This is a genomic window from Corallococcus sp. CA053C, from assembly GCF_003611675.1.
Taxonomy (GTDB): Bacteria; Myxococcota; Myxococcia; order Myxococcales; family Myxococcaceae; genus Corallococcus.
In genome coordinates this window covers 1-25010 of record NZ_RAWA01000026.1, presented here as the reverse complement: position 1 = coordinate 25010, position 25010 = coordinate 1, and the positions used below count along the sequence as shown (strand labels likewise).

The following is a 25010-nucleotide window of genomic DNA, read 5'->3' as shown; positions in this document are numbered from 1 at the left end:
GCAGCGGCGATGCGTGGGCTATGAAGTCTTCATGTCCAGGACACTCGCTCTCCCTTTGTTCGCGCTGCTCACGTTGGCCGGCTGTACCCACCAGGTGCGGCCGAGTCCCGCGCCCATGTCCGCCCAGGGGACGCCGCTGAAGCTGCGCGCGCGCTACTTCATCTCGCCCGAGCAGAAGGCACGCATCGACTCGGACAGCTACTTCGCCCTGGGCGCCGCGCACACCTGGAACATCCAGATTGGCGAGGCGCTCACGCGCAGCTTCCCGCAGATGATGGGCACCGTCTTCCAGTCCGTGCAGGAGGCTTCGGGCCCTGAAGACCTGGGTGACGCGGATGCGCTCATCGTTCCGGAGATCGAGTTCTTCGACGTCACCGGCGGCGGCTTCGTGTCGCAGTTGAAGCTGACGGTGCGCGCCCGTGGCAGCGACGGCGCCATCCGGGTGAGCGACCTGTTCGATGGCGCTCCCCGGCAGGGCAAGGGTGGCACCGCGTGGCTCGGCGGGGCGATGGCGGGAGAGGGAGCCCTGCGGCAGTCCGCCGAGTTCGCCTTCGAGGATGTGATGCCCAAGGTCGCCACCCGTCTGCGGGAGGTCTTCGCCGCGCAGCCCCCGCAGTCGACCACGAACATGCTCTGACGGTCCCCGGAGCGTCCTACCAGGTGTCGATGAACCTGCGCCGTCCCTCGCGCGTCGGACGAGGGACGGAGCGCAGCCCCCGGAGGATCCAGGCGCGCGTCTCCGCGGGGTCGATGACCGCGTCGAGCTCCAGGAGCGAGGCCATGTTGATGGCTTTGCCCCGCTGGTGCGCCTCCGCAATCATTGCCTGGGCCAGCTCCTCCCGGGCCACCGGATCCTCGATGGCCTCCAATTGCTTGCGCATCCCGATGCGCACGGCTCCCTCCAGGTTCATGCCTCCGAACTCGCCCGTGGGCCACGACACGGTGAACACCGGCGCGTGGAAGTGCCCCCCCGCCATCGCCTGCGCGCCAAGTCCGTAGCCCCGCCGCAGGACGACGGTGAAGAACGGGACGCAGAGGCTGGCGGCCCCCACGAACATGCGCGAGACGTGACGCACCAGCGCGGTCGCCTCGGCCGGCGGCCCCACCATGAACCCGGGCGTGTCACACAGTGAGACGAGCGGCAGCCCGAACGCGTCACAGAGCTGGAAGAAGCGCGCCGCCTTGTCCGCCGCATCCGCGTCGATGGCGCCCCCCAGGTGGAACGTGTCGTTCGCGATGAGCCCCAGGGGCTGCCCCTCGATGCGGACGAGTGCCGTCACCAGGCTGCGCCCGAAGTCCCGCCGCAGCTCGAGCACGGACCCCGTGTCCGCCAGCGTCTCGATGACGGGCCGGACCTTGTACGCACGGCGCCGGTTCGCGGGCAGCGCCTCGCGCAGCGTCTCCTGCGGGGCGCACCCGCCCGGGGCGACCGGGCCCTGGAAGTAAGAGAGGTACTGCTTCGCGACGGCCACCGCTTCGGCCTCATCGCGCACGCGCACGTCGATGACGCCGTTGCGCGTCTGGACATCCGCGGGGCCAATCTCCTCCGGGGCGAAGGTCCCCAGCCCTCCTCCCTGGATCATGACCGGGCCGCCCATCCCGATGTTGCTGTCGTCCGTCGCGATGATGACGTCGCAGCCTCCCAGCAGGGCCGCGTTCCCGGCGAAGCACCGCCCGGAGGCGATGCCCACCCTCGGGACGAGCCCCGAGAGCGCCGCGAAGGCGAGGAAGCTGGGCGTGTCCAGTCCCGAGACGGTGTGCGTGTCCGTGTCGTTCGGACGCCCGCCACCGCCCTCCGCGAAGAGGACCACCGGCACGCGCCACTGCGCCGCGAGCGCGAGCATGCGGTCGAGCTTCCGGTGGCCCACGAGCCCCTGCGTGCCGGCGAAGACCGTGTAGTCGTAGGCCAGGACCAGGGTGCGTGCGCGCTCGTCGTCGAAGAGGGCGCGGTTGACGGTGCCGAAGCCACAGACGAGGCCATCCGCGGGGCTCGCGCGGACCAGGTCCTCCAGGGAGCGCGTGGACCGCTGCGCCGCGAGCGCGAGCCCTCCGTACTCCGAGAAGCTCCCCGGGTCGACCAGGTCCGCGATGTTCTCCCGCGTCGTGCGCTGCCCCGTCTTGCGCCGCCGGGCCACGGCCTCCGGGCGGCCCGCGTCCATCGTGGCCTCGACGCGCTGACGGAGCTCCGCGAGCTCGGGGCGAACCTCACCCGGGGGAGACTTCCGGCCGTCGTCCTTGCTGTCGCTCATACCTTCGACACCTCATCCGTTTCGCGAAGGCGACGAATGTTCCATGGGAGGGGAGTCTTGTGGTGTCCGGGATGGCGGTTGGCAGAAAACGTGGGAACGCTGGCATTGTCTCCGGAGCCGCCGCGCCGCATGGTCTCGCCATGCCGACGCGACGCCCCTCCCTCCAGGTGACCCGCGACCGCCCGCTCCCCGCGAGGACGCGCCGGGTGGCGATGCTGGCCTATCCGGACGTCCAGATGCTCGACGTGACGGGCCCACTGGAGGTCTTCGCGCGCACGTCCCGCTGGCTCAAGGAGAAGGGCCTTCGCGAGGACGATGCCTACAGCGTTGAAATCATCGGGCTGAAGCGCGGTGCGTTCCCCGCTTCGTCCGGGCTGCGGCTGCATGCGGATCACCGCTTCGACGAGGTCGGGCGCGGCATCGACACGCTGCTCATCGCGGGAGGCATCGGGGCACGGCGCTACTCCGCGCACCCGCCGCTCGTGCGTTGGATCCGACAGCAGGCGCGCGGGGTCCGGCGGCTCGCCTCCATCTGCACCGGCGCGTTCTTCCTCGCCGAGTCGGGGCTGCTCGAAGGTCGTCGTGCCACCACGCACTGGGCCTATTGCGCGGAGTTCGCTCAACGGTACCCAGGCATCCAGCTGGAGCCCGACCGCATCTTCGTGCAGGAGGGTGGGCTCTACACCGCCGCGGGCGTCACGGCGGGAATGGACCTCGCGCTGGCGCTCGTCGAGGAGGACCATGGGCGGGCGGTGGCGCTCGAGGTGGCCCGTGCCCTCGTCATGTTCCTGCGGCGTCCGGGAGGGCAGGCACAGTTCAGCGCGCAGCTCGCCGTCCAGCTCGCGGAGCAGGAGCCGCTGCGGGAGCTTCAGGCATACATCCTGGAGCACCCGCGCGAGGACCTCTCGGTCCAGGCCCTGGCGCGCCGCGTGGCCATGAGCCCGCGCAACTTCGCGCGGGTGTTCACGCGGGAAGCGGGGATGCCCCCGGCGCGCTTCGTCACGTCGACCCGCGTGGAGACGGCGCGGCGCCTGCTCGAAGAAACCTCGGAGGGGCTCGACGGGGTCTGCGCGAAGAGCGGGCTCGGAACGCCCGAGGCCATGCGCCGGGCCTTCCTCCACACGGTGGGGATTCCCCCCAGCCAGTACCGCGAGCGCTTCAACCGCCCTCCCCCTGCTACCCGGAGCTCCCGATGAGTCGCCCCTCCCGCCGCGCCGCTCCCCTGCTGCTCTGCCTCGGCCTCCTCTCAGGTGCGGCCTCGGCGGCCACCCCGGCGGGTTCGCAGGCCCCGCACTACGCCTGTCCTCCGTGCGGCAGTGCCTGTGACGCGAAGGTGTTCGACAAGCCGGGCGTGTGTCCGCACTGCGGCATGAAGCTGGTCGCACAGGACGACGTGAAGAAGGCCGCCCAGATGCGCAAGAAGGTCGCCATCCTGATCTTCAACGGCGTGCAGATCATCGACTACACCGGGCCCTACGAGGTGTTCGGCGCCGCTGACTTCGACGTGTACACGGTGGCCGAGACGAAGGAGCCGGTGACGACGGTGATGGGGATGACCGTCGTTCCGAAGCACTCCTTCGCCGATGCCCCGCAGGCGGACGTCGTCGTCGTTCCCGGGGGACGGGTGGGGGATGCACAGCGAAGCGGCGCGACCCTGAAGTGGGTGACCGACCAGAGCGCCCGGGCCCGTCAGACCCTGTCTGTCTGCAACGGCGCCTTCATCCTGGCGAGCGCGGGACTGCTCGAGGGCCTCACCGCGACGACCACCGCCGGGAACCTCCAGTCGATGCAGGCCGCGTTCCCCGGCATCAAGGTCGTCGACGATCAGCGCTTCGTCGACAACGGCAAGGTTGTCACCGCCGCGGGGCTCTCCGCGGGCATCGACGGCGCGCTGCACGTGGTCGCGAAGCTGGGCGGACTCGGGCTCGCGCAGCAGGTCGCCCTCGGGGAGGAGTACGAATGGCGGCCTCGTACCCCCTTCGTGCGCGCCGCGCTCGCGGATCGCCTGATTCCGACGGTGGACGTGGCGGCCCTTGGCGCGTGGGATGTCACGCGGACCGAGGGGGGAACGGATCGCTGGGAGCTGGAGCTCGAGGGCACCACCCGCCTGAGCGCGCAGCAGGTGATGGAGCACGTCAGCAAGGAGCTCGAAGCCGGGGGGCGATGGACGCGCGTCAAGCCCACGGACGCCGGCACGGCCTCGCCCTTGAGCAATCATTGGACGTTCAGCGGCCGCGATGGCAGGCCCTGGACGGGCGTGCTGACCCTCCAGCCGGTGCGCGGCACGACCGGCCGATACACGGCGAAGCTGGCCATCGCACGCGCGGGTTGAGGCGCGCAAGCCAGGTGCCTCCGATGAAGTGGGAGGCACCCGGCCCTTGTGCATCCGTCCCGTTTACGGCGCGACGGTGAAGATGCCGCGCAGGTTCTCGCTGCGGCTGATGGGTTTGTAGAGGGCACCGTTGCAGTTGTTCGTGCAGTTGGTCCACGAGGTGATGCGCCACTGGTACGTCTGTCCCGCCGTCAGGGCCGGGCCGTCGTAGGCCTTGGAGGTGGCATTCTTCGCGGCCTGGACGGTGGGCATCAGCGTGGTGGAGGGCTCGCTGCCCCAGATGCGGGTCCCGTAGGCGTCGAAGAGCTCCAGGCCGTAGAAGTTCTCGCTCGAGTCGTCCTCCCAGCGGAAGGTGAGGCCCGCGGCGGCCACGGCGGCCTCGTTGGGCACGTCATCGCGGCCCGGCGAGACGATGCCCACGTCGCCCGTCACCTTGAAGGTGCCCACGTCCAGGCTGCCGCTGGACGCATCCTTGGGCAGCGTGATGCGGATGGGCCGGGGGAGCTGCTGCGGATCCGGGTCCAACACCAGGCTGTCATTCGTGTACGAGGCGAGGATGTCATAGGTGCCCGCGGGGATGCCGGCGAGGCTGAAGCGCTGGCCGGACGTCTGGATGCTCAGGCCGCGCGGCACCTCGCCGGTGGAGGCCAGCGCGAGCACGATGGACGTCTCATTGGCGCCCGCGGGGGCGTTGACGATGTTCACGCCACCCGCAAGCGAGGTGAGCGCCGGGGCCGCGTCCGCGGTCAGGTTGACGCCAATCTTGTCCTCGGCCGTCGCCAGCGAGAGGGCCGTCACGGGCGCGAAGCCCTTGCCCTGCACGAAGGCCTTCACGTCGTAGGTGCCCGCCGGGAGGTTGAGCAGTTGGAAGCTGCCGCTCGTGTCGGTGACGGTGGACGTGGCGCCCGAGGTGCCATTGACGCCTTCGGCCACCACCAGCACGCCGCCCTGCCCCGCCGTGCCCTCGGCCACCTTGCCGGCGATGGAGCCCAGCTCGGCCGGGTTGACGTGGGTGAGCGGCAGCAGCGCCACGTCGCGCACGTTCTGCGCCGGCGCATTCGCGTCATCCGCGCGGTTCACCGTGAGGGGAATGGCCTGGCGGATGGCGGAGGGGAAGCCGAGGAAGCCTTTGGACTCCACGCGCAGGGTGTAGGTGAAGGACTTCACGTCCGCCGCCGCGTCCGTGGAGCGCGTGAGCTTCACGGGGATGCGGTAGTTGCCCTGCGCGTCGGATGTCACCACGGCCGTGGCCGCGGCGCTCGTCGTGGCATCCAGCGCCACCAGGCGCGCACCCGCCACGGGCTGCTGGCTCGTCGCGTTGAGCACCTTGCCGGTGATGGCCGTCTCGGGGAAGCACTGGGCCTTGCCGCCCTGCACCTCCTCGCACACGAGGCCCCCCTCACAGGCGTCGGCCTTGCTGGGGTCGCAGCTCTCGTCGTCATCGCCGCCGCAGCCGCTCAGCATCACCGCCGCCAGCGCGGCCAGCAGGATCCTCTGGTTCATCACGTTCCTCATTCCGTGGACGGGAGCGCCACGGAGTGAAGACCCCGGCCATGCGGCAGCGGACACTTCCACCGCTTCTTTTGACGGAGCGGCGGTGTAGGCGAGGACGGACGGGCCGGGCCGGGCGCGGCTACTCGCAGAGCCCCGTCTGGTTATTGCAAAGCCCCGTGAGGCAGGAGTACGTCCACCTGGGGAGGCCTCCATCCGGACTGCTGAAGCGGCAGCGCTCGCCGAGGCGCGGCTCCGGGGCACAGGTGCCTCCGTCCTCCCCGCGCGCGCAGATGAGGTATTTCGCGCAGGCCCTGGCATCGTCACAGGCGGCCCCCAGGGCCTTGCCCTCCGAACACTGCCCGTCGACGCACCGCTCGGCCCAGGGGCATTCCACGTCATAGCGGCACTCGCCCGGGCCCGCCGTGATGCATACGCCCGAGGCGCCAGGGCCGGCATCGCCCTTGTCGCACAGCAGGCCTTCCATGCACTCACGGGGGGCACCGCAGGCCTCCCCTTCGCCGCGGGAAGCGGGCGCGATGCATTCGTTGAGCGCGGAGCAGATCTGGCCGGGGCCACAGCCCCTGCCCCGGAAATCGCACCGCACGCCCTCTGGCTGGCATTGCCGGGGAACCGAGGCATCCGGGCTGATGACGGTGCAGACCTGGCCAGACACACACGTCCCCAGGTCGCAGGTCGACATCGGAATGCCCTCGCACCCCAAACCGGGGGCCTGTCCGCACCGCTCACCCATCTCCTTGTAAGCACGGCAGGTGCCGATGCCTGACGTGTCCTCGATGGACAAGGGCCGGCAGTTGGATGACGTGGCTGTGTCGCAGGGCACGGGCTTGATAAACCCAATCCTGCAAGCCTCCCCCACGTTGGGCCGTGGCACGCAGCATCCCTGCGAGCAGTAGCCGTGGTCGTCGCACGGTGCGTCCCCCAGCTGTCCGCAGGGGCTGCCCACGGGGCGCCGTTCCGGACAGGCGACGCAGACGCCCGCATCGCTTTCATCCTTGAGGCAGTAGCCCGTGCGGCAGTCGGCGTCCACGCCGCAGGCACCGCCCACCGAGGAGCGCACGAAGGCGCAGCCGCAGGCCGTGGAGGCCGGGTTCACTTCCCCCGTCAGGCACGCGGACGCGGCTTCGGGCCAGTACGTGAAGAAACCCGCATCCCGGACCGCGAGTGGGAAGCGGGACTCGCAGCTCCGCCGCTCCCGCTCGAAGCAGCCCGACTCCGCCGTGGGCTCCACCGTGCCGGCGTCCACCCCGGCCGCGCACAGCATGCGCGCGGAGTCCTCACACCAGCGGTCGGCGGGAGGCACCGGGCCGGCCGCAGGCAGCACCAGCGAGGCGCACGTGTCCACCGGCAACGTGGACTCGCAGCGGCGGGCCCACGGTGCCCCCGCATCCTCGGGCTCGGGCAGCGCGCAGGCGACGCTCGCGTCCGGCACCGAGGCGTCGACGGTTCCCGCATCGGGCGGTTCGACGCCCGCGTCCGTCTCGTGGCCAGCGTCCGTCTCGTGGCCAGCGTCCTCGGTGTCGTCAGGGGGTGAAGGGTCCGTATGTGGGCAGGCGGCCCCCACCATGAGTGCCAGCGCCAGCGACACCAGCAGCAGCGCACGGCGACCCGACTGTCCCTGAATGACGGATCCATCCTTCATGATCTGGCCTCCGGAAGGCCCTGCACGGCGTCTTGCGTCGCGCGCCTATCAGGGACCCGCTGCCAAGGGATACGGTCACAGGAGAACGGCCGGGTCGTTTCCCTGGAAAGATATCTGAAGGGCCAGGGACCGGGAGGGAGAGCAGCACTCCCTCCCGGCAGGACTCACGGGCCCGAAGGCCCGTGGGGTCCGTCAGATGTCACACTTCGTCCCGTACTCCGTGCAGATGGGAGAGGTCCGTTCCTTGCGGTCCGTCTGCTCCGTGCCCGCGCCGGACAACAGGCGGACGGTCTCGCGCTTCAGGCTCAACTTCTTGGGCTTCTGGGTGTCCTGCTTGTCCATGACGTGCCCCTTTCGTTGCGGTCCTTGACGGCGTTTACTGCAAGGCCAAGTCAACCACCTGCATTTCAGACAGACAAGCAATCCAAGCGAGAACCGTGGGGCTGTGGATTTCCTCTCTCCTCGGCCTGGAAAGACGACATGCGACGCGCTGCTCCCTGGAAACCCTTGCTGCACGGAGTCGAGCACGAGGCAGCCGTGGAAGCGCTCGCGGCGCTGGTGGAGGCGCTGTCGAATATTCCCTCCCATTCCCTGCCCCTCGCCTCCCTGGCACGCGGGGACGCGGGCTGCGCGGTGTTGTTCGACGCGCTCGCACGCGTCCCCCTCCAAGCGGACGCGCAGCACCGCGCCAGGGCCGACGCCCTGCTGGAGCGCGCCACGGAGGCGCTCGCCACGGAGACGCTGGGCGCGGACCTGTATGACGGCTTCCCGGGAATCGCCTGGGCCGTGCAGCGCGTGCAGCCTCCCTCCGAGTCACCCGACGCGGATCCGCTCACGGAGCTCGACGCCGCGCTCGAGGACTTCCTCCAGACGCGGCCCTGGCCGCACCGCTACGACCTGGTGAGCGGGCTGGTGGGCATGGGGGCGTACGCGCTGGAGCGCCTTCCCCGCGACGGCGCACGGCACTGCCTGGAAGCGGTGGTCGCGCGGCTGGGGGAGCTGGCGGAGCGGACGCCGGAGGGGCTGCGCTGGAAGACGCAGGCCCTCCACGTCGAAGCCCGGCTCCGGGGAGAACATCCCGAGGGGAGCTACAACCTGGGCGTCGCGCACGGCATGGCGGGCGTGCTCGTCGTGCTGGGAGGCGCGGTGGCAGCGGGCGTCGCGAGGCCTGCCGCGCGCGAGCTGCTCGAAGGCGGATGGATGTGGTTCATGGCCCGGCGCGGAGAAGACTCCGCCCCCGCGCGCTTCCCCTCGCGCGTGGATGCGCGACATGAACCGCTCACCTGGCCGCGCCGTCCGGCATGGTGCTACGGCGATCCCGGCGTGGCGCTCGGGCTGCACACGCTGGCGCGCGCGGTGGGAAACCCCGCGTGGGAGACCCAGGCCCTCGCGCTCTGCCGGGAAGCCGCCTCGCGCTGGCAGGACGTCGCGTCCGTGCTGGATGGTGGGCTCTGCCATGGATCCGCCGGGCTCGCGCACCTGTACAACCGCCTGTTCCAGACGACGGGCGAGCCCGCCTTCGAGACCGCGGCCCGCTTCTGGTTCCGCCAGCTGCTCTCCGTTCACCGCCAGCCCGGCCAGGGCGTGGCCGGCTTCCGGATCCTGGAGCGCTTCGACGACGGCACCGAGGGTTGGACGGACCACGCGGGCCTGCTCGCGGGTGCCGCCGGCATCGCCCTCGCGCTCCTCGCGGCGATCTCTCCGGTGGAGCCGGAATGGGACCGCCTGCTGCTCATGTCCCTTCGCCCCACCTCCCTGGACGCTCCATGACGACGCCACCGGGCTTCGCGCCCTCCGGATTCTTCGTCCTGCGCACCCCGCTGCTGCCCTTCGACGAGCTGCGGGCATGGGGCCAGGGCCTGCTCGCTCCCAGCGCGCGGGGGGCGTCCACCGCCGGGCTGGAAGCGGCGCTCGCCCGGGACCGCGAGCTGCTGCGCGAACGGCTCGCGTCTGTGATTGCCCGGCCGGAGGTGCGGGAGGCGCTGTTCCTCGCGTCGCCCTCGCTGGAGGAGAACCTGCCCGCGTGGACCGCCGCGCCCGGGAGTCCTCACGCAGAGAAGCTGGAGCGCACCCTGGTGCGCTACTGGCAGCGCATGACGGCGCGGGCCACGCCCTTCGGCCTCTTCGCCGGAAACAGCGTGGGCACCTTCAACGCGGCGACCCGGCTGCGCCTGCCGGCCCGGGAGACGTACCGCCGCCATACGCGGTTGGACATGGACTACGTCGACGCGCTGACGGACGGGCTCGCGGGGCTTCCCGCGCTGCGCGAGGCCTTGAGCTACCGGCCCAACTCCAGCCTGTACCGGGCCGCGGGCCGGCTGCGCTACGCCGAGTCCCGACGCGACGGTGGCTCGCGCAGCTACCAGCTCGTCGGCGTGGAGCCCACGCCGTACCTGGAGGCCACGCTGGAGCAGGCCCGCGCGGGGGCGTCGCTCGCCGCGCTCGTGCAGTCCCTGCTGGACGCGGATCCCGACGTGTCCCGCGAGGAGGCCACGGAGTACGTGGACATGCTCGTGGCGCACCAGCTCCTCGTGCCGGAGCTGGCGCCGCTCGTCACGGGGCCGGAGCCGGTGCGCGAGCTGCTCGCGCGCCTGGAAGCCGTGCCGGCGATGGCCGGGCCCCACCGCGTCCTCGGGCACGTGCAGGGCGTGCTGACAGAGCTGGATGGCTCGCCTCCGGGCGCGGAGCCCTCCCGCTACCGTGCGCTCGCGCGCGGCCTGGAAGCGCTTCCCGCCCCCGTGAACCCGAGCCGCCTCTTCCAGGTGGACCTGCGCAAGCCCGCCGAAGCGCTGACGCTGGGGCCCGCCGTGGTGGACGCGATGAGCCAGGGCGTGGCCCTGCTGCACCGCCTCAGCCCGGCCTCGGAGTCCGCCACCCTGAGACGCTTCCGCGAGGCCTTCGTCCAGCGCTACGAGGCGCGCGAGGTGCCCCTGCTGGAGGCCCTGGACGAGGACGTGGGCATCGGCTTCGAGCTGGCGAGCCCCGAGTCCGCGGAGGCCTCTCCCCTCCTGCGCGACCTCCCCTTCCCCGCGTCGCGCGCCGACGAGCAGATCCCCTGGGGCAAGGCGCAGGCCCACCTGCACTACCGGCTGTCGGAGGTCCTGCGCTCGGGCGGCCCGCTGGAGTTGGACGCGGACGACGTGGAGGCGCTCGCGAACCCGCGTTCCGGGCCGCTGCCGGAGGCCTTCTCCGTCATGGGGACCGTGCTCGCGGCCTCGCAGGAGGACGTGGACGCGGGGCGGTTCCAGTTCGTCTTCGAGTCGATGATCGGCCCGTCGGGCGCGGCGCTCCTGGGCCGCTTCTGCCACGGCGACCCGGAGCTGCTGCGCCACGTGACGGCGCACCTGCGCGCGGAGGAGGCCCTGCGTCCGGAGGCCCTCTTCGCGGAGGTCGTGCACCTGCCGGAGGGGCGCGTGGGCAACATCCTCTGCCGCCCCGTGCTGCGCGACCACGAGCTCGTGTACCTGGGCCGGTCGGGCGCGCCCCCCGAGCGGCAGCTTCCGCTCACCGACCTGTACCTCTCCGTCCAGGGCTCCCGCATCGTCCTGCGCTCCGCGAGCCTGGGGCGCGAGGTCCTTCCCCGCGTCACCCACGTCCACAACTTCGGCCGGGCGCACCTGCGCCCCTACACCTTCCTGGGCACGCTCCAGCAACAGGGAGTGACCCCCGGCCTGCGCTGGCACTGGGGGCCGCTCGCGAGCAGCGCGTTCCTTCCACGGGTGACGGCGGGCAGGCTCATCCTCTACCGCGCCCGCTGGCGGCTCCAGGCGTCCACGCTCCGCGCGCTGGGGGAACGTGAAGGCGCCGAGCGCTTCCGGGAAGTCGGGCGGCTGCGCGAGCGGCTGGGGCTTCCGCGCCTCGTGGGCCTGGTGGATCAGGACAACGTGCTGCCGGTGGACCTGGACAACGTGCTCAGCCTGGACACCTTCGTCCACCTGGTGCGGCAGCGGACGGACGTGGTGCTGGTGGAGCTGCTCGCGGACGAGGGCCTCTGCGTCCAGGGCCCCGAGGGCCGCTTCGTCCACGAGGTGGTGGTGCCCTTCGTGCGCGGCGCCCCGGCGGTGCCCGCGCCCACCGTACCGCTGCCGAAGCCGCCGAGGCTGCAGCGCTCCTTCCCCCCGGGCTCCGAGTGGCTCTACGTCAAGCTCTACACTGGCACGGCGCTCGCGGACCGCGTGCTGGCGGAGGCCGTGGCACCCCTGGCGCGGGAAGCGCTGGCCTCCGGCGCGGCGAAGCAGTGGTTCTTCCTGCGCTACGGCGACCCGGACTGGCACCTGCGCGTGCGCTTCCAGGGCGACCCACGCCGGCTGCACACGGAGGTCCTGGAGCGGCTCCACGCGCTGCTCGCCCCGCTGCGCCAGGACGGCCTCGTCCACCGTGTGCAGGTGGACACGTACGAGCGCGAGCTGGAGCGCTATGGCGGCGACGCGGGCCTGCCCCTGGCGGAGCAGTGGTTCCACGCGGACAGCGAAGCGGCGCTGGAGCTGCTCGATACCGTCGCGGGTGACGACGGTGCGGACGCGCGCTGGCGGCTCGTGCTGTGGGGCATTGACTCGCTGCTCACGGACCTGGGCTTCGACCTGGAGGGCCGTTGCCGGCTGCTCGCCGGCCTGCGCCAGGGCTACGGCCAGGAGTTCAGCGTGGACGGCGCCTTCGAGCGGCGGTTGGGCGAGCGGTTCCGGACGCACCGGCAGGAACTGGAGGCCCTGCTCTGGCAGCCAGGGCCCGCGGAGGGGCCATTGGCGCCGGGACTCGCGGTGCTGCGGCGCCGCTCCGAACGGCAGGGGCCGGTGCTGGCACGGCTGCGCGCGTCCGCGGACCAGGGACAGCTCACCCAGCCCCTGGAGCGCGTGGCCGCGAGCCTCGTCCACATGCACACCAACCGGATGCTGCGCACCGCCGCCCGCGCCCAGGAGCTGGTCCTCTACGACTTCCTGCACCGCCTCTACACGTCCCGGCAGGCGCGTGAGAAGAAGCGGTCCTGAGCCCCCGCGAGCGCCCGCAGAGTCACGGGGGCTGGATGGCGTCGTACACGCTGGCGAGCACTTCGAGCCGGTTGTTCACGGTCTTGGGGCTGGTGAGCTGCCGGGCCGTGACGACGATGGAGATTTCAGCGTCGACCGCACGGCAGGAGTCATCACAGACGTGGTTCGCGGCATGCTCATCATGGTCGCGCAGCTCGTACAGCACGCTGTCCGAGTAGGCTTGAGCGAGCGTCTCATACCCTGACGTGCGCACATCGGGCTGGGAGGAGAAGATCTTCCGGACCGCCTGGACCGCGGCCACGCTGGACAGCTCGTCTGTCGTCCGGTCCTGCTTGTCCTGTTGAAGCGGCACGAACAAGCCATTCCCCGAAGGACTCGCCCACGACTCAGCGCGTGTCACGGAGCCGGAGTGGTTCATGCACAGCATGAAGGAGTGTCCGTCCCGCTGGGCCGTGCATCGGAACCAGAGAAGGTAGAGCTTGCTGTTGTCATTCAACAGCCTCAGCGCGAGATCGCGGGCCTCCTTGCGCAGCACGGCGCCCTTGCCCCCCGCCTGGTAGGTGCGGTGCTTGCGTCCCAGGATGTTGAGCATGCCCGCCGCCGTGCCATGGCACACGCCCAGGGCGCCGGGATCTTCTGAGACACCGGCCTTGCCAAGCCAGACAAAGTCCCGGCTCGCCTCCTTCACGCGGTCCAGCGGATTCTCGATGTTCGCGCGCTTGCTGGGATTCCAGCCTGTATCCGTGGGGTCGGCCCAATTGCCGGCGTTGTTGATGATCAACTGGGCCCGTCCCGCCGCTTCCTCCTCAGGGAGGCCATCGGGGTTCTTCGCGAGCTCCGCCAGGACCAGGTCGATGGCCTTCTGGCCATCCCAGTGTTCCTTGGTGGAGGTGATGTCGAGCCTGTCGATGGAGGGGGTCTGCCGGCAATACTCCTGGAGTTGGAGGGCTGCATCCTTCAGGTCCTGGACCTGCAGCTTGTTGGCGGTGATCACCGGGATGTTCAGCAGGGCCTCGATCTCCTCGGCCTTCGTGCGGAACTTGAACAGGGTGACGTTGACGTCCTGAAGGGCCGTGATGCACTGCTGACACAGGGCAATGAGTTGATTGCCAAGCACCTGGGCGGTACCGCGGTTGTAGATCTTGCTTCCGCCAAAGATAAGCAGGGTCTTGCCCGTCTCCTGTGGAAGATTCTGGGTGGCCGTCCGCAAGTCCCTGAGAACATTTCTGAACGCTTGAATGGTCGCCATCCACACCTCGCCTTGCGGGGATTCAAGGTCCCCCCCCGTGACGATACGAACGTGTATCACCGGGGCTGTCAAGGCGACGAGCAAGCCTGCGGCCACTGGCCCGCCCACGGTCTCCGGTCCTGCTCCGCTTCCAATGGAAGGCCTGACGGCGCCCTCCATCCCCCATGGCGCGGGACAATCCCTGTCCGCCGGGATGATCCACTCTTCATTCTTGAACAGCGGATGTCGGAACCTTGAATTGGGTTTGAAAGCCCTGAGGTCCTGCGCCATGGAGTGGCATCCATTCCGCTGATTCCAAGCGGAGCGAGGTGTCCCCATGCCGATCCGCCGCCGTTCATCGTCTCCTCCTCCGCCCCGTGCGGCCCCGCTGCCCCCGGCCAAGACACTTCCGGACTCGGTCAAGCTCACCGACAACAAGCAGTACGGGGTCCACGGCGAACAATCGAAGCCAGGTGCCAAACAACGCGCTTCCCTGTTTGTCAATACGAGCGTCCCGGCCAGCGCGGACAAGCAGAAGTACATCACCCAGCATTCCGACCTGAGCCCGACCCGGTACAGCAGGAACGACGACACCTTCGAGCGCCATCAGTTCAAGAAGGGAATCCCGGACTGCATGCACAATGGGGAGGAGTTCATGCATGGCCGCCAACTGCCGGTTCCGACCACGAGCACGTACACCCTCGCCAGCAAGGAGAAGGTGACCCAGAAGGTCCTGGGCGAGAGCGACGAGAAGAACATCGCCCACTCCAAGGAGGCCAGGCGGTTGGATCCGAACAGGGTGGGAGTCCAGGCCTCACCCACCGTGGGCGAGGCCTACGACATCGTCCGGCAGGGTCCGACCCCCAAGGGAAAGTCTCCCTATCACTCCGCCCCGGTGGTGGCCCGTGACGGTCAGCAGACCGTCACGGTGGAGCAGTCAGCGGGCTCGACCGATGGGACGAAGCGCAACACCTACCCCACCGTGGACCTCTACCGCGTGGGACATCAGACGGAGTCCTTCCAGGGGCGGTACGGCACCAGTGAAGGCTACGGCAAGAACGCCATCACCGTCGTGGCGCAACCACACGGTCCCGAGTCGCGCCAGGTCCCTGACGACGAATAGCGGGCTCACCCGGCGCGGGCGTACTGCTTGCGCCGCGCGCTTCTGAGCATCCAGGCCGCGAAGAGCAGGCTCCCCGCCACCGCCGCGGAGCCACCTCCGCCCGTGGTGCAGCCGCCTGTCGGACCGCTCCTGCCCACCGTCTCTGGATCCACGCCTGGATTGAGCGCGGGCGCCTGCTGGGGCGGTCCCCCCGTGCCCTCGTCCGGCGGTGTGCCTGCGTCCGGGAGCTCCATCGGGCGCCCCGCGTCCTGCGGTGTGCCCGCATCGGGGGCCGGCGCCTCACCGGCGGTCAGTTCCTGGTAGCGGTGGATGAGCCGCAGCCGCGCCGCATCGAACGCGGCGCCATCGTCCGGCACGCGTGACGCGGTCGGAATCAGCTCCCGCGCCACCTTGCGCGCGAAGCCGGGGTCGCCCGCGTCACTCACCGCCTTGAGCCACTCGTAGTCCTGCAGGCCCTGACGGATGAGCTTCAGTCGCAGGGACGCCACCGGCACGTCGGTCGTCCCGCCAATCGCAGCCGGAGTGCCCGGGTAGAAGAGCGTCCCGTCCCCATTGCCATTGAAGCGGTACTGGTCCGTCCACGCCGTGGAGAGCATGCCCACCGACTGGTAGTACAGCTCCCCCGTCGCGCCCTCCAGGAACGTCACCCACTCCATCGCGCGCGCCTTCGCCGCCGAGCGGTCCAGCATGTACGACGGCCAGCCCGCCCCCGGCTTGTTCTCCGTCGCGTTGGTCCCATACGCACAGCCGTGGCTCATGCAGCTCTGATACATCCACAACGCGGTACCGGGACGCTTCAGGAAGCCCGTGTACGTATCCCGCTGGTCGCCCTGGAAGGTCGCGTCCGTGCCGTCCAGGTGGTTCACCAGCGGCACCACCGTGTCCAGCAGGCCTTCGAGGCCGTTGTTGCCCATCTCATGCGAGTTCGTCGTCAGGAGCGTGCGCAGCCCGGGCGCGGCCTGGCGCACCAGGTCCCCATTCGCGTGCACCTGCGCGAAGCTCGTCCCGTAGGGCGGCTCGTCCCCCAGCTGCACGTAGGCCCGGTCCAGCCAGCCCTTCGCCTTCATGTGCGCGGTGAAGTCCGTCAGGTTCGCCGCGTCGAGCGGGCCCACGTACTCCAGGCTCGTCATCCGCGCGCCGGGCAGCCGCGTGGGCGCGGTGCCGTCCAGGTACGGGCCCCACGTCGCGTCGAAGTCGCTCCACGCGGGCGGCCATGGCTTGCGCGGGAAGAGGCTGGAGAGCGTGAAGCGGTGCTCCAGCGCCATCTGCTGGTAGCGCGCGAGCAGCGGCTGCAGCTCCTGCGGCGAGCAATCCTCCTTGCCCGTGTGCGCGCGGCACACGTGCGGCGGCCACAGCAGGAACGCCGTCGGCAGCGAGGAGGTGCTCGGCAGCGCCGCGTCCACCACCGTCAGCCTCGCGGTCACCTGCCGCTGGAAGCCACCGGCCGCCTCCACCGTCACCGTGCCCTTGTAGTCGCCCGGCGGCGCGTCCTTGGGCACATGCACGTCCACCCAGAGAGCGCGCGCCTCGCCCGCGGGCACGTCGAAGGGGAAGGCACTTCGCTGCTCCCCGGCGACCTCGTCCGTGTCCGGCACCAGGCCGTCCGGCCAACGGCCCACCGGCTCTCCCGCCACCGAGGCCTTCGTCGTGGTGACGAGCGCCTCGCGGTACAGCGTCACGTCCGTCCCCGTCAGCGTCGCGGGGCCTTCCAATGCGGGCAGTCGGGCGCGCACGCCCTGGAGGCCCGCGTCCCCTCCGTGCAGCGCCACCTGGAAGGAGACGAACTCATTGCGCGCCGCGGTGAGGCGCACCTCGGTGGCGCTCCGGGCCGAGGTCTCCGGCCGCACCTTCACCATCACGCCTTCGCCCCAGACGGTGGGAGCTGCCGCGAAGGCCGGAAGGGCCACGGACAGGGACAGCAGGGCGAGGCGCAACGGTCGAGTCGAAGGCATGAGGGAAGCAACGCACGCAGGCCCTCAGCGGCTTCCCCCCGAGAGGGCTCCTGACAGTCGGGCAGACAGGCGGGCAGGCGCTGGAATGGCGACAAGCCTTCATGGCCAAGCGCGGGACGGGAGCCAGCCCCACCTTGGCGGAAAGCAGCACCACCACCGCACCTCAGGAGGCCGCCATGGACACCAAGCCCAAGCCCTCTCCCCCGCCTCGCAAGCGCCACGGGGACGTTCTGGACGGCACGCTCCGCAAGAGCGACCTGAGCGGAGAGGAGGACGCCACGTCCCCGAAGCGCGAGGGACAGCAACAGCAAGGCACCGAAGCGCCACAGGAGCCGAACTCCTAGGATCCGCTCAGCCCATTCGATTGCGAGGGGCCCGGGGTCAGGAAGTCCCACCGGCGAGGCTGTTGATGTCCGGGTTTTCGAGCAGGCGCTTCGGGGCACCGTGGCGCGCGGCCTGGAGCATCGCGCGTCCGACCTGCCGCGTGTTCGTCAGCAGCTTCGGAAAGAGCGCTTTCAGCACGGGGGTGAGCGGCGCCATCACCGCATAGCCCACCCGGTACGCCTTCGTCTGGGACTTGATTCCATCCATGGGCTGGATGATGCCCGGGCGGAACATGAAGCTGGCCTTGAAGGGCAGCTTCATCAGCGCGTTCTCCGTCTTCCCCTTCACGCGCGCCCACATGCTGCGGCCCTGCTCCGTGCTGTCGGTGCCCGTTCCCGACACGTAGATGAACGTCATGCCCGGGTTGCGCTTCACCAGCGTCTTCGCCGCCGCGAGCGTGAAGTCATACGTCACGCGGTGATAGTCCTCCTCCTTCATGCCCGCCGAGGAGACGCCCAGACAGAAGAAGCACGCGTCGTAGCCGGTGAGCTCCTCCTCCACGGAGGAGAAGTCCGTGAAGTCCTTGTGCACCAGCTCGCGGAGCTTCGCGTGTTGCTGCCCCGTCGCCTTGCGGCCGACAGCGAGGACGCGCTCCACCTCCGGGTCCAGCAGACACTCGCGCAGGACGCCCTGCCCCACCATCCCGGTCGCGCCAAAGAGAATGACTTTCATGCGGTGTGTCCTTCCGTGGAAGCGGAGGGTGACGCAGTCCACCTCGCTGTACCATGGCCCGGGCGCCGTCGTGCGGGGCAGGCGTTCGTCAGCTGACCGCACGCGGGACCCGCGCCCTGGCCGCAGCCCCGCCTCCTGTTCTGTCAGCAGGAGGCGGGACGCGGGCATATGATGCGCCGTATGTCCGTGGCTCTTGGAGTCCTTGCGGGTGTCGCCGTCGTCGTGCTCGCCCTGCGTGCGTGGTTGATGAGCCGCGTGGGCACGCCCTGCCCGAGCGAGCCCTTCGACGGCCACATCTACCGGATCGGCAAGACGGTCATCGCCGAGCGGCGCTGCGAGCAGCCTCGCGCCACGGTCATTGGCATGCACGGCTTCGTGGCCGACATGCGCTACTTCACGCATCACTACCGTGCCCCCGACCTCCAGCTCATCCTGCTGACGAGCTGCGACTACCACCTGCCCATCACCGGCCCGCGGGAGCAGCCGGCGCCCTGGGCCCGGGTGCCGGCCGAGCCGGAGGGCACCATCTCCCATGATGCCGCCGTGCTGGTGCAGGCGCTGGAGCACCTGCCGAAGACGGACCTCGTGCGAGTCCATGGACACTCGCGCGGAGGCGCCGTGGTCCTGGAGGCCGCGAGGCAGCGGCCGGACCTGTTCGAGAACGTGGAGGTCGTGCTGGAGGCGCCCGTGCTTCCGCAGGCCCGCGCCTACAAGAGCCTGACGCGTGCGCAGCTGTGGTGGCTGCCGTTCTTCATTCCCTTGTGGCGCCTCGCGCCCATCGCCCGGCACAACCGGGGCGCCTGGGGACCGCTGGAGGATGCGCGCAAGCGCGAGCTCATCATGGCCTTCCCGTCCAATCCCAGGCGGGTGTCGACGATGCTGGCCAACCTGCTGGACATCACCGCCTGGAGCCAGAAGCACGACGCGTCCCTGTTCCGCAACGTGCGGCGCGGCACGGTGCTCGTCCCGGGAAAGGATCGGGTCCTGGACTCTTCGTCCATGCGGGAGAGCGCCTGGCGCGCCCGGCCCACGCTTGATGTCGTGGAGCTGGACGGGTGCAGCCACTTCGTCCTGTGGGACCGTCCCGACGCGATGCCCGTGCTGGCCCGTCCCTCGGAGCGGTCCACCGGGAACGGGTGAGCTTCCGCGCCCTGTCGATTGTAAAGCACCGCTTAAAAGCCCATGGGCCTTGCTCCGCATAGTCATGCGCGGAGCAGGGCCCTATTTCTAGGCGAACGGGGCGAGCAGCGGGCTGGGCCGCCAGGTCGCGGTGCGATTGGTGCGCGATGCCGGCTGCGATCCGGTGCTGGTGGGAGACCTGGCAGCGGCCCGCACCTTCCAGCGGGAGGGCCCGGGCTTCCGGGCAAACACGACGGCGCCGGAGCTGCGGCGCCTGCTCGGCCTTCCCCAAGCCCCCTAGCGAAGAGGAGTCCTGAACATGAGCAACGTCTTGATTCTTGGAGCAGGCGGGCAGATTGCCCGTGTTGCGATTGACCTGTTCCTGCAGAGAACCGATGCCCGGCTGACGCTCTACCTGCGCAACGCTCGCAGGCTGGGGAAGGTGGACCCGGCTCGCGCCCGGGTGGTCGAGGGCGATGTCCTGGACGCCGAAAGACTGACGGAGGCCATGGTGGGACAGGAGGTCGTCTACGCCAACCTGGCTGGCAGTCTGGAGAAGCAGGCCCGGAACATCGTGAAGGCCATGGACGCGACAGGCTTGAAGCGTCTGATCTGGATCAGCTCCATGGGCATCCATGACGAGGTCCCGGGAGAGAAGTACGGCAGCATCCTGGATCCCTATCGGAAGTCGGCGGAGCTCATCGAAGCCTCGGATCTCGATTACGTGATCTTGAGGCCCGCCTGGCTCAACGACAAGGACGAGATTGACTACGAGACCACGCCCAAGGGCGAGCCCTTCAGGGGCTCGGTGGTGTCGCGCAAGAGCGTGGCGGACCTGGTTGTCAAACTCGCGGTGTCTCCGAAGTGGGAAGCCCGTCGCAGCCTGGGCGTCAACCAACCCGTGCGTCGATCCTGACCGGCAGCGTGGACCGCCGAGCCGTCGGCCCGGGACTTGCGAAGGAGCCTCCGTGAATGGGGGCATGGATGGGCATACGCGCAGGTGTGGTGGGGGCGGGACTCACGGTCATTGCTTTGCTGTCAGGGGGTTGCAACGACGAGCCCACGACAGTCGACCCGGGCGAGGAGCCGATGCCGGCGGGGGGCGAGGGAAATGAAGTTCCCACCCTCCCCCCTCCGGATTCCTCTCCCGATGCCGGCGTCGTCCCACCTGACAAAGACGGTGGGACGACGCCCGACGCAGGCGGAACGCCCGACGCGGGGACGACGCCCGACGCCGGCCAGCCTTCCAATGCGGGGCCGTGGCCGGTGGATGCGATGCTCGACTACACGCGCGCGTTTGGCGTTGGCAGACCGCAGAGCGTTGGCATCGATGAAGGGTTGAACGTCTGGCTCCTGGATGGCTACCGCATCGGCGTGCTGCGCCCCGGCGACAAGGCGCCCACGTGGACCTCCGGCGTCGGGCAGGCGCGTCAGCCGTTCGGCCCGGACTCGCTCGCGACCGACTCGACGGTCATCTGCGGCGGTGAGGCCGGACGCGCGTACGTGGGCTACCGCGCCAACGAGATGAAGCGAGCACCGGGGATCGAGCAACGCTCGTACATCCCCGGCCCCGGCGAAGCGGGCTACACGCCCGAGCGCTACGCCGAGTACCAGAAGGGGGACCTCGATGCGGTCCGCCTCCAGCCCGACGGAAAGGTCGCGCTGGAAGAGCACATCTGGCGCACCGTCAAGGCGTCGAACGACGGCAGGCAGATTGGCATCCACAACACCAATGACTTCCACTACGAGGAGGACCGCTCCGTCCTGAACTGTGCCCGCGTGACGCGCGGCCGGGATCGCGGCGACCTCTACATCACGACCAACCACGGCGTGACGCGCATCCAGGGGCTCACCTACAACAGCCACCGTCACCCGGGCTGGTATCTCTATGAGGACGGCTCGGAGTGGGGATCGCTGCAATGCCCGTATATGTATGGGCTTGGCATCGCGCCGAACGGAGACGTCCTCGTCGCGAATGAGCAGATGCTCGGGGTGCTCGCGCCCAGCAACAAGCTGGAGGACTGGGACCGCGAGTTCACCTGGGAAGGGCCCACGCCCTGGAAGTTCAAGAGCTTCAACGAGCTGATCAACGGGCAGGCCACGGATGACTACTGGCGCGCCTTCGAGCAGGTCACCTCGGGTCGCTACTACCTGGGAAGCGCGGAGTACGGCGTCTGGGCGATGACGCCCAAGTCACGCTCGGCGGGGAACTGGCAGAAGCTCGCGGGGCTGCCAACCAATCGCATCCTCTCGCTCAAGGCGACGGACGATGGCGCGCTCTACATCGGCACGAATGGCGCGGGCCTCTGGCGGCTGGAGCCGGACGGCACGACGCTGGCCCCCGTGCGGCAGGTGGCCGGGCAGCGCGTCCTGCAGCTCGTCTACGAGCCCACCGTGACGCCCCGCATGCTGTTCGTCCTCACCGACCAGGGGCTGACCACCCTCCGGGGACCGTAGGCCCACCCTCCGCGGCGCCCCTGGATGAAAGAGCCAGGGGCGCCCGTGCTTTGTTTCGCGGGGCCGCGCGGGGCTTTACTGTCTTCGCGATGCCCCTGCTCCCCCGCCTCCAGCTCTTCGAATTCCTCGACCAGTCGTGGCTGCCCGAGCCGTTGCGCCGTGGCGAGGTCGACTACCTGCGCGTCGTGCTCGACCGGGTGCGGCCCTACGACAGCGTGGCGCGGCTGCTGGCGGAGCTGCTCCGCACGGCGGGCACGGACCGGGTCGTCGACCTCTGCTCCGGTTCGGGGGGCCCGTGGCGCACCCTGCTCCCGGCGCTGCGGGCGGTGCACAGCGGCGCGGAAGTGGTGCTCACCGACCTCCATCCCACCCCGGGGCTGGAGCTGCCTGCCGGCGCGCAGTACCGCGACACCCCGGTCGACGCCACGCGCCTCCCCGAGGAGCTGACGGGGGTGCGGACCCTCTTCGAGGCGCTGCACCACTTCCCGCCGGAGCAGGCCCGTGCCCTCCTCGCGGACGCCTCCCAGCGCGCGGTCCCCTTCGCCGCCTTCGAGCTCACCCAGCGCTCGCTGCCGTACCTCCTCATCCAGCTCCTGCTCGTCGTGCCCCTCGTGTGGGGCTTCACGCCCCTCATCCGCCCGGTGCGCTGGTGGCGCCTGGTCTTGACCTACCTGGTGCCCATCCTTCCCCTGCTCATCCTCTGGGATGGCCTGGTGTCCTCGCTGCGGACCTACGCTCCGGCGGACCTGGAGAGGCTGACCACGGGGCTCGACGCCAACGGGTACAGCTGGATCAGCGGAGTGCATCGCGCGCAGGGGATGATCATCACCTACCTCATCGGGCAGCCGGGCCGTCCGCGGTGAGGCAGGCTCAGCCGAGCGTCGCGAGCGAGGGCAGCACCTCGCCGCTGCGCCCCTGGACGAAGTGGTGGAAGCGCTCCGTGTTGGCGGCGGACTCGAAGTTGACGAGCCACGTGTCGCCGCGCACGGCGCGCACCTGATCCACCAGGCCCGCCGCCGGCCACACCGCGCCGGACGTGCCCGCGGCCAGGAAGACAAGCCGGGTACCGTCCTTGCGCGAAATGAAGTCGCCGATGCGCTCCAGGTCGTCGGAGGCGAGCGACTCGCCGAACCAGACGATGTCGGGCCGCAGCCGGCCGTTGCACTCGTCGCACCGGGGCACCGTGCCCGACGGGTGCACGCTGGCGTCGTCGAAGGGCTTGCGCCGGCAGTCCGCGCACTTCGTCCGGAAGAGGTGGCCGTGCATGGCCACCACGCGCTGGCTGCCCGCGCGCTCGTGCAGGCCGTCCACGTTCTGGGTGGCCAGGAGGAAGCGGTCGCCCAGGTGCTGCTCCCACCGCACCAGCGCGTCATGGCCCGGGTTGGGCTTCACGTCGGCCGCGCCCCCCCGGCGCTGCGAATAGAAGCGCCACACGAGCGCGGGGTCGGCGTCGAAGCCCTCGGGGGAGGCCACTGCCTCCACGGGGTGGTTCTCCCACAGGCCGTTCATGCCTCGGAAGGTGGGCACCCCGCTCTCCGCGGAGACTCCGGCACCGGTGAGCACGAGCAGACGGGTTCGCGAATCCAGGACGAGCGGTTCCACACGGCCTCCTGTGCCTGCGGGCACGAGGGTTGTTAGAAGAGGGCGGCAAATCCCTCCCGAGGACCCCCATCATGGCGGAAGTCACCCTGGACCTGCGCGGTCAGCCGAAGACCGAGGCCTATGCCGAGCTGAAGACCCACGCCGTCGCCATCCTCGAAGGCGTGGACGACGACATCTGCGCCATGGCGACGATGAGCTGCCTGCTGCACCACGCCTTCGGCCACCTGTGGACGGGCTTCTACCGGGTGGTGACGCCCGGGAAGCTGCTGCGCGTGGGCCCCTACCAGGGGACGCTCGGGTGCCTGGAGATCACCTTCGGCAAGGGCGTGTGCGGCACGTCCGCGGCCAAGGGTGAGACGGTGGTGGTGCCGGACGTGCACGCCTTCCCGGGCCACATCACCTGCGACGGGCGCTCCGCGTCGGAGATCGTCGTGCCGGTGTTCGGCCGCAACCGCGAGCTGCTCGCCGTGCTCGACATCGACTCCGAGCACAAGAACACCTTCGACGACGTGGACCGCGCGGCGCTGGAGGACCTGGTGTCCTGGTTCCAGCACCGCGAGTCCTGAGAAGCACCCGTCGCGGGAAGCTCAGCGCTTCGCGAGGCGTGCGTAGGCCACGGCCAGCGCCCCCGCGAAGCGCGCGTTGTTCACGAGCAGCGCCAGGTTCGTCTTGAGGCTCTTGCCACCGGTGCGCTTCGCCATCTCCCCCAGGAGGAACGGCGTCACGGCCTTGCCACGCACGCCCTGACGGTCCGCGTCCGCGAGCGCCGACGCGATGTGCAGCTCCACGTCGTTGCGCGCCAGCGCGGCCTCCTCCGGCGGCGGCACGGTGTAGAGCACGCCGCCCTGGCCCAGCAGCTCGAAGCGGGCATGGGCGATGCGCGCGGCGGCCTCCGGGTCGTCCGCGCGGTGCTCCAGCGTGAGGCCGGACTCGCGGCTGTAGAACGACGGCAGCTCGTTCGTGCCCACGCCGATGACGGGCACGCCCGCCGTCTCCAGCAGCTCCATCGTCTTGGGCAGGTCCAACACGGACTTGGCGCCCGCGCACACCACGGCGACCGGGTAGCGCGACAGCGCGGCGATGTCCTGGGAGATGTCCCAGTGCTCGGCCGCGCCCCGGTGCACGCCGCCGATGCCGCCGGTGGAGAAGACGCGGATGCCGGCCGCCGCGGCCAGCTCGCAGGTGGCGCTCACGGTGGTGCCACCGCTGGCGCGGGTGGCCACCGCCACGGCCAGGTCGCGCGAGCCCAGCTTGAGCAGCTTCTCCTTGCCCTCGGCCAGCCGTCGCATCGCGGCGTCCTCCAGGCCGACCCACACCTCGCCGTCCACCACGGCGATGGGCGCGGGCACGGCGCCGGCGCGGCGCACGGCCTCTTCGCACGCGCGAGCGGCGGCAAGGTTGTCGGGGTACGGCAGGCCCTGCGCGACGACGCTCGTCTCCAGCGCCACCAGCGGCTGCCCGGAGTCCTTCGCGCGTCGCACCTCGTCCGAATAGCGGAAGTCCATGGGCGGGCATTTACGACACGGGCGGGCCGGCCGGACAAGCACGGGCGTGGGGAAACGTCGCCGTTGCGTCCGGAACAGTGACGCCCTATGCCCCGCGGCCGTGAGCACCTCGTCGCCCGCCGTCGCTGCGCCTGCCCGCCTCCTGTCCGCGTCCGACCTGGCGATGATCGCCGTCGTGGTCGTCTGGGGCACGAACTACACCCTCGTGAAGGACGCGCTGGAAGGCATGCCGCCCCGGGCCTTCATGG

Annotated in this window: 21 protein-coding genes; 12 read left to right on the top strand and 9 right to left on the bottom strand. The window is 70.2% G+C overall.

Features of this window, described 5'->3' with window-relative positions; all coding sequences use genetic code 11:
* Window positions 1–115: 115 nt before the first annotated feature.
* A complete protein-coding gene (locus D7V97_RS05805) occupies window positions 116–637 on the top strand; it encodes a hypothetical protein (protein ID WP_147444704.1) in 522 nt (173 codons plus the stop codon).
* Window positions 638–653: 16 nt separating this feature from the next.
* On the opposite strand, the gene D7V97_RS05800 is transcribed toward D7V97_RS05805, so the two are convergent.
* Window positions 654–2249, bottom strand: a complete 1596-nt coding sequence (locus tag D7V97_RS05800; RefSeq protein WP_120609590.1) for an acyl-CoA carboxylase subunit beta — start codon at window positions 2247–2249, stop codon at window positions 654–656.
* Between the two features lie 140 nt (window positions 2250–2389).
* On the opposite strand from D7V97_RS05800, the gene D7V97_RS05795 reads away from it, so the two are divergent.
* Window positions 2390–3445: a GlxA family transcriptional regulator gene (locus D7V97_RS05795; protein ID WP_120609589.1), complete on the top strand. Its 1056-nt coding sequence runs from the start codon at window positions 2390–2392 to the stop codon at window positions 3443–3445.
* The gene (locus D7V97_RS05790; RefSeq protein WP_120609588.1) at window positions 3442–4581 is read left to right on the top strand and encodes a DJ-1/PfpI family protein; all 1140 of its coding nucleotides are present in this window, start codon (window positions 3442–3444) and stop codon (window positions 4579–4581) included. Before D7V97_RS05795 ends, D7V97_RS05790 begins: the two co-directional genes overlap by 4 nt.
* 63 nt (window positions 4582–4644) lie before the next feature.
* Here the strand turns inward: D7V97_RS05790 and D7V97_RS44550 are convergent, their stop codons facing one another.
* The 3 genes from D7V97_RS44550 to D7V97_RS44540 form a co-directional block, all read right to left on the bottom strand.
* Window positions 4645–6084 carry a carboxypeptidase-like regulatory domain-containing protein gene (locus D7V97_RS44550; protein WP_158623289.1) on the bottom strand — a complete coding sequence of 480 codons (1440 nt, stop codon included), beginning with the start codon at window positions 6082–6084 and terminating at the stop codon, window positions 4645–4647.
* A gap of 130 nt (window positions 6085–6214) precedes the next feature.
* Entirely contained in the window at window positions 6215–7735 is a 1521-nt protein-coding gene (locus D7V97_RS44545; RefSeq protein ID WP_158623288.1) for a hypothetical protein, read from the bottom strand.
* A 192-nt stretch (window positions 7736–7927) separates the two neighbouring features.
* A complete protein-coding gene (locus D7V97_RS44540; protein ID WP_158623287.1) occupies window positions 7928–8077 on the bottom strand; it encodes a hypothetical protein in 150 nt (49 codons plus the stop codon).
* A 195-nt stretch (window positions 8078–8272) separates the two neighbouring features.
* On the opposite strand from D7V97_RS44540, the gene D7V97_RS05775 reads away from it, so the two are divergent.
* The gene (locus D7V97_RS05775) at window positions 8273–9505 is read left to right on the top strand and encodes a lanthionine synthetase C family protein (protein WP_158623286.1); all 1233 of its coding nucleotides are present in this window, start codon (window positions 8273–8275) and stop codon (window positions 9503–9505) included.
* The gene (locus tag D7V97_RS05770) at window positions 9502–12720 is read left to right on the top strand and encodes a lantibiotic dehydratase (RefSeq protein ID WP_120609584.1); all 3219 of its coding nucleotides are present in this window, start codon (window positions 9502–9504) and stop codon (window positions 12718–12720) included. Before D7V97_RS05775 ends, D7V97_RS05770 begins: the two co-directional genes overlap by 4 nt.
* Before the next feature lie 22 nt (window positions 12721–12742).
* Here D7V97_RS05770 and D7V97_RS05765 read toward each other — a convergent pair whose 3' ends face one another.
* Window positions 12743–13969: a hypothetical protein gene (locus D7V97_RS05765; RefSeq protein ID WP_147444703.1), complete on the bottom strand. Its 1227-nt coding sequence runs from the start codon at window positions 13967–13969 to the stop codon at window positions 12743–12745.
* Window positions 13970–14285: 316 nt separating this feature from the next.
* Between D7V97_RS05765 and D7V97_RS05760 the strand changes: the two genes are divergently transcribed.
* Window positions 14286–15071, top strand: coding sequence for a hypothetical protein (locus D7V97_RS05760; RefSeq protein ID WP_120609582.1), 786 nt, complete (start codon window positions 14286–14288; stop codon window positions 15069–15071).
* Between the two features lie 5 nt (window positions 15072–15076).
* On the opposite strand, the gene D7V97_RS05755 is transcribed toward D7V97_RS05760, so the two are convergent.
* Window positions 15077–17023 carry a DUF4091 domain-containing protein gene (locus tag D7V97_RS05755; protein WP_120609581.1) on the bottom strand — a complete coding sequence of 649 codons (1947 nt, stop codon included), beginning with the start codon at window positions 17021–17023 and terminating at the stop codon, window positions 15077–15079.
* Window positions 17024–17199: 176 nt separating this feature from the next.
* Here D7V97_RS05755 and D7V97_RS44535 point away from each other — a divergent pair, with 176 nt between their 5' ends.
* Window positions 17200–17367: a hypothetical protein gene (locus D7V97_RS44535; RefSeq protein WP_158623285.1), complete on the top strand. Its 168-nt coding sequence runs from the start codon at window positions 17200–17202 to the stop codon at window positions 17365–17367.
* 37 nt (window positions 17368–17404) lie between these two features.
* Here D7V97_RS44535 and D7V97_RS05745 read toward each other — a convergent pair whose 3' ends face one another.
* On the bottom strand, window positions 17405–18079 hold the full coding sequence (locus tag D7V97_RS05745; RefSeq protein WP_120609579.1) for an NAD(P)H-binding protein: 675 nt from the start codon (window positions 18077–18079) through the stop codon (window positions 17405–17407).
* Window positions 18080–18259: 180 nt separating this feature from the next.
* Between D7V97_RS05745 and D7V97_RS05740 the strand changes: the two genes are divergently transcribed.
* The 4 genes from D7V97_RS05740 (at window position 18260) to D7V97_RS05720 (ending at window position 22518) form a co-directional block, all read left to right on the top strand.
* Window positions 18260–19219 (top strand): alpha/beta fold hydrolase, encoded by a 960-nt coding sequence (locus D7V97_RS05740; protein ID WP_120609578.1) that lies wholly within the window; start codon window positions 18260–18262, stop codon window positions 19217–19219.
* Window positions 19220–19517: 298 nt separating this feature from the next.
* A complete protein-coding gene (locus tag D7V97_RS05730; protein ID WP_120609577.1) occupies window positions 19518–20114 on the top strand; it encodes an NAD(P)H-binding protein in 597 nt (198 codons plus the stop codon).
* A gap of 422 nt (window positions 20115–20536) precedes the next feature.
* Window positions 20537–21655, top strand: coding sequence for a two-component regulator propeller domain-containing protein (locus tag D7V97_RS05725; RefSeq protein ID WP_233582533.1), 1119 nt, complete (start codon window positions 20537–20539; stop codon window positions 21653–21655).
* A gap of 89 nt (window positions 21656–21744) precedes the next feature.
* A complete protein-coding gene (locus D7V97_RS05720; protein WP_120609575.1) occupies window positions 21745–22518 on the top strand; it encodes a hypothetical protein in 774 nt (257 codons plus the stop codon).
* A gap of 7 nt (window positions 22519–22525) precedes the next feature.
* On the opposite strand, the gene D7V97_RS05715 is transcribed toward D7V97_RS05720, so the two are convergent.
* Window positions 22526–23257: an NAD-dependent deacylase gene (locus D7V97_RS05715; RefSeq protein ID WP_120609574.1), complete on the bottom strand. Its 732-nt coding sequence runs from the start codon at window positions 23255–23257 to the stop codon at window positions 22526–22528.
* Window positions 23258–23328: 71 nt separating this feature from the next.
* Between D7V97_RS05715 and D7V97_RS05710 the strand changes: the two genes are divergently transcribed.
* Window positions 23329–23823: a GAF domain-containing protein gene (locus tag D7V97_RS05710; RefSeq protein ID WP_120609573.1), complete on the top strand. Its 495-nt coding sequence runs from the start codon at window positions 23329–23331 to the stop codon at window positions 23821–23823.
* Window positions 23824–23844: 21 nt separating this feature from the next.
* Here the strand turns inward: D7V97_RS05710 and D7V97_RS05705 are convergent, their stop codons facing one another.
* Window positions 23845–24762, bottom strand: coding sequence for a pseudouridine-5'-phosphate glycosidase (locus D7V97_RS05705; protein ID WP_120609572.1), 918 nt, complete (start codon window positions 24760–24762; stop codon window positions 23845–23847).
* Between the last annotated feature and the right edge of the window lie 248 nt (window positions 24763–25010).

Excerpts from the sequence above, each read along its gene's own strand:
- D7V97_RS05745 (WP_120609579.1), bottom strand. The coding sequence starts at position 18,079 with ATGAAAGTCATTCTCTTTGGCGCGACCGGGATGGTGGGGCAGGGCGTC.
- D7V97_RS05740 (WP_120609578.1), top strand. The coding sequence starts at position 18,260 with ATGTCCGTGGCTCTTGGAGTCCTTGCGGGTGTCGCCGTCGTCGTGCTC.
- D7V97_RS05730 (WP_120609577.1), top strand. The coding sequence starts at position 19,518 with ATGAGCAACGTCTTGATTCTTGGAGCAGGCGGGCAGATTGCCCGTGTT.
- D7V97_RS44545 (WP_158623288.1), bottom strand. The coding sequence starts at position 7,735 with ATGAAGGATGGATCCGTCATTCAGGGACAGTCGGGTCGCCGTGCGCTG.
- D7V97_RS05720 (WP_120609575.1), top strand. The coding sequence starts at position 21,745 with ATGCCCCTGCTCCCCCGCCTCCAGCTCTTCGAATTCCTCGACCAGTCG.
- D7V97_RS05755 (WP_120609581.1), bottom strand. The coding sequence starts at position 17,023 with ATGCCTTCGACTCGACCGTTGCGCCTCGCCCTGCTGTCCCTGTCCGTG.
- D7V97_RS44550 (WP_158623289.1), bottom strand. The coding sequence starts at position 6,084 with ATGAACCAGAGGATCCTGCTGGCCGCGCTGGCGGCGGTGATGCTGAGC.
- D7V97_RS05705 (WP_120609572.1), bottom strand. The coding sequence starts at position 24,762 with ATGGACTTCCGCTATTCGGACGAGGTGCGACGCGCGAAGGACTCCGGG.
- D7V97_RS05710 (WP_120609573.1), top strand. The coding sequence starts at position 23,329 with ATGGCGGAAGTCACCCTGGACCTGCGCGGTCAGCCGAAGACCGAGGCC.
- D7V97_RS05790 (WP_120609588.1), top strand. The coding sequence starts at position 3,442 with ATGAGTCGCCCCTCCCGCCGCGCCGCTCCCCTGCTGCTCTGCCTCGGC.
- D7V97_RS44535 (WP_158623285.1), top strand. The coding sequence starts at position 17,200 with ATGGACACCAAGCCCAAGCCCTCTCCCCCGCCTCGCAAGCGCCACGGG.
- D7V97_RS05765 (WP_147444703.1), bottom strand. The coding sequence starts at position 13,969 with ATGGCGACCATTCAAGCGTTCAGAAATGTTCTCAGGGACTTGCGGACG.
- D7V97_RS05770 (WP_120609584.1), top strand. The coding sequence starts at position 9,502 with ATGACGACGCCACCGGGCTTCGCGCCCTCCGGATTCTTCGTCCTGCGC.
- D7V97_RS44540 (WP_158623287.1), bottom strand. The coding sequence starts at position 8,077 with ATGGACAAGCAGGACACCCAGAAGCCCAAGAAGTTGAGCCTGAAGCGC.
- D7V97_RS05800 (WP_120609590.1), bottom strand. The coding sequence starts at position 2,249 with ATGAGCGACAGCAAGGACGACGGCCGGAAGTCTCCCCCGGGTGAGGTT.
- D7V97_RS05760 (WP_120609582.1), top strand. The coding sequence starts at position 14,286 with ATGCCGATCCGCCGCCGTTCATCGTCTCCTCCTCCGCCCCGTGCGGCC.
- D7V97_RS05795 (WP_120609589.1), top strand. The coding sequence starts at position 2,390 with ATGCCGACGCGACGCCCCTCCCTCCAGGTGACCCGCGACCGCCCGCTC.
- D7V97_RS05805 (WP_147444704.1), top strand. The coding sequence starts at position 116 with ATGTCCGCCCAGGGGACGCCGCTGAAGCTGCGCGCGCGCTACTTCATC.